Genomic DNA, 2,885 nt, shown 5'->3' with positions numbered 1-2,885 from the left:
CGCCTCGGCGGCGAGCGGGCGGGAGTGCAGCACCTCGACGGTGGCGGTGGTGCCGGGCGGGACGTTCTCGTAGTAGGTGCGGATCTCGGCGCGGCCGGCGAGGAGCCGGGGGGACAGTCCCTGGAAGAGGGCGTCCTCGGCGAAGAGGGCGACGAGGTCGTCCACGCGCCGTTCGTCGAAGGCTTCGCGCCACCCGCCGAGGATGTCGGCCAGTACTCCGTATCTGCCTGTCATTTGCCCTGTTACCTCCGGTTCCATGGTCAACAACACATTAAGACACCAAGATGCCAGCTATTGGACCGATAGTGGCTAGATTCCTAAGTGCATAATTGAGCCATGCAGGATCATGCAAGGCAGTACCCGGGGGAATGTTGTGAACGTGACGACTCTGCAGAAGGAGGGGGCGGCGTATGCGGTGAGGGCCTGAGCGTCTACCGCAAGGCCGTGGTGAAGGGCTGTACGCCCAGGGAGGGCGCGCCCGCGTGCCTGTTGCGGATGGGGCTGCTCGTCGCTCCGCCCGACGATCCGACCGTACTGGTGCCCGTCTCGCCCGACGTGGCCAAGGCCGAACTGGTGCGGCCCATCGAGCAGTCGCTGGAGCGGCAGCGGATGGACGCGCACGCCATCGCCGGCAGTTTCGTGCCCGTCTCCGCGATCTACACGGCCGCGAAGCGCGAACACACCGGCTGGGCCACGGTGATCGACGGCGAGAAGGTCATCCACTCCACGCTGGCCCACGCGGTCCGCGAGTGCCGCGAGGAGCTGATGACCGTTCAGCCGGGGGGCGCACGGGTCTCCTACGACCTGGACGAGCTCGACCACGTCCGCGGTCCCGCCCGGCACCGGACCCTCTACCCGCACGCGGTACGGACCCACGCGGCCACCCTGCGCCACATCGAGCGGCTCACCGAGGCGGGCTGCGAGGTCCGCACCCTCGACCACGTCTTCGACCGGCTGGTCATCATCGACCGGACCGTCGCCTTCGTGCCGGGCCACACCGAGGCGCGGACCTCGGCCCTGGAGATCAGGCAGCCGTCCATCGTGGCCTTCCTGGTCCAGGTCTTCGAAGAGGCGTGGGAGCGCGGCTCCTCCATCGACCCGGGCGCGTCGCGCACCGTGGAGCCCGACATCGCCGACGAGATCCAGCGGGCCGTGATGCGGCTGCTGGTGGCCGGTTACACGGACGAGGCCATCGCCCGTCGGCTGGGGACCAGCCGGCGCACGGTCGCCGCCCACGTGAGCCGGATCGCCGCCCTGCTGCAGAGCCGCAGCCGGGCCCAGCTCGGCTACCTCATCGCCACCTCGGGCCTGCTGCCCATGGACGAGCACGCCGAGCCGGACTGCGGCGCACTGTCGGCCTGACGCCCCGGGGCGCCGGAGCCCCGCGGCCCTGACCGCCCGTACGGCCCGGCCGGGAACCCTCCCGGCCGGGCCGTCCGTCAGCGGCCGGCCGCGCGGCGCTCCCGCAGCGCCCGGACTCCGGCGGCCACCAGCAGCACCAGGACCAGCAGCGTCGACCACCCCAGCTGGCCGCGCGCGTCCGGGTCGAGGGCCATCAGCACCAGCACGGCCACGATCCCGGCGGCCGCGAGCCACGACAGGTACGGGAACCCGCGCATGCGCACCACCAGAAGGTGCGGGGAGTCCCGCTCCAGGCGGCGGCGCAGCACCAGGTGGGCGGCCGCGACCGTCAGCCACATGTACAGCATCGACCCGCCCATGGCCTTCGCCAGGAACGGCAGGATCTGCTCCGGCCAGCGGTGGTCGAGGAGGATCGCGACGAACCCGAAGGCCGCCGACGCCGCCACCGCCGGGCGCGGTGCTCCCCGGCCCGAGGTGCGCCGCAGGAGGCGCGGGGCCTCGCCCCGGGCGGCGAGCGAGTGGGCCATGCGCGAGGCGCCGTAGAGGTTGGCGTTCATCGCGGAGAGCAGGGCGATCAGCACGACGACCTCGATGAGCCGTCCGGCGCCCGGGATGCCGAGCCGGTCGAGGACGGCCACGTACGGGCTGCGGCCGGGGGTGGCGGAGTCCCAGGGCAGCAGGGTGATGATGACCGCGATCGAGCCGAGGTAGAAGAGGCTGATCCGCCAGATCGCGCTGCTGACGGCCTTGGTGACCGAGCGGGCCGGATCCCCGGACTCCGCGGCGGCCATGGTGATGACCTCCATCCCGCCGAAGGCGAAGACGACGGTGAGCAGTCCGGCGACCACGCTGTTCCAGCCCTGGGGCAGGAAGCCGCCGCGGCCGGTCAGGTTGCCCATGCCGGGCGCGTCGACGCCGGGGACCGCCCCGCACAGGGCGGCGACGCCGAGCGCGAGGAAGGCGATGATGGCCGCGACCTTGATGCCCGCGAACCAGAACTCGGCCTCCCCGAAGGAGGAGACCGAGAACATGTTGGCCTGGGTGAAGACGGCCAGCGCCACCAGGGCGATCGTCCACTGCGGGACGGCCGGCATCCACTGGTGCAGGATCGTGGCGGCGGCGATCAGCTCGATGGCGATCGCGATGACCGTGACCGCCCAGTACAGCCAGCCCGCGGTGAAGCCGGCCCACCGGCCGAGGGCTCGGTCGGCGTAGACGGAGAACGAGCCGCTGGCCGGCATGGCCGCGGCCATCTCGCCGAGCATCCGCATCACCAGCAGGGCCAGGGCGGCGGCGAGCGCGTACGAGAGGATGATGGCGGGGCCCGCGATCCGCAGGCCCGTGCCGGAGCCGACGAACAGGCCGGCCCCGATGACTCCCCCCAGGGCCAGCATCGTCAGATGGCGGGGCCGCAGGGATCCGGCGAGCTCCGCCCCGGCGGGCGCCGGCGTGGGTATCGGAACGGGCGCGGGCGCCTCGGGCGCGGGCGCCGCTGCGGTCGGTCGAGCGGACATGTGGTGATT

Annotated in this window: 3 protein-coding genes; 1 reads left to right on the top strand and 2 read right to left on the bottom strand. The window is 72.3% G+C overall.

All coding sequences use genetic code 11. The annotated features are described in order from the left end of the window. Positions 1-234, bottom strand: a 234-nt coding sequence (locus tag ACFV0Q_RS40530; RefSeq protein ID WP_385012985.1) for a nuclear transport factor 2 family protein, incomplete at its 3' end; no start/stop codon positions are given. A 261-nt stretch (positions 235-495) separates the two neighbouring features. On the opposite strand from ACFV0Q_RS40530, the gene ACFV0Q_RS40525 reads away from it, so the two are divergent. Then, the gene (locus ACFV0Q_RS40525; protein WP_385012983.1) at positions 496-1,362 is read left to right on the top strand and encodes a LuxR C-terminal-related transcriptional regulator; all 867 of its coding nucleotides are present in this window, start codon (positions 496-498) and stop codon (positions 1,360-1,362) included. 77 nt (positions 1,363-1,439) lie between these two features. Here the strand turns inward: ACFV0Q_RS40525 and ACFV0Q_RS40520 are convergent, their stop codons facing one another. Next, on the bottom strand, positions 1,440-2,876 hold the full coding sequence (locus tag ACFV0Q_RS40520; protein ID WP_385012986.1) for an amino acid permease: 1,437 nt from the start codon (positions 2,874-2,876) through the stop codon (positions 1,440-1,442). Positions 2,877-2,885: the final 9 nt, after the last annotated feature.

The organism is Streptomyces sp. NPDC059564 (assembly GCF_042735575.1).
In the GTDB taxonomy this organism is placed as follows: domain Bacteria; phylum Actinomycetota; class Actinomycetes; order Streptomycetales; family Streptomycetaceae; genus Streptomyces.
The sequence above is the reverse complement of the archived record's forward strand: the minus strand, read 5'-3'. Positions and strand labels throughout refer to the sequence as shown.

What these genes read in the sequence shown, in the direction of transcription:
- ACFV0Q_RS40525 (WP_385012983.1), top strand. Translation starts at nt 496, where the DNA reads ATGGGGCTGCTCGTCGCTCCGCCCGACGATCCGACCGTACTGGTGCCC.
- ACFV0Q_RS40520 (WP_385012986.1), bottom strand. Translation starts at nt 2,876, where the DNA reads ATGTCCGCTCGACCGACCGCAGCGGCGCCCGCGCCCGAGGCGCCCGCG.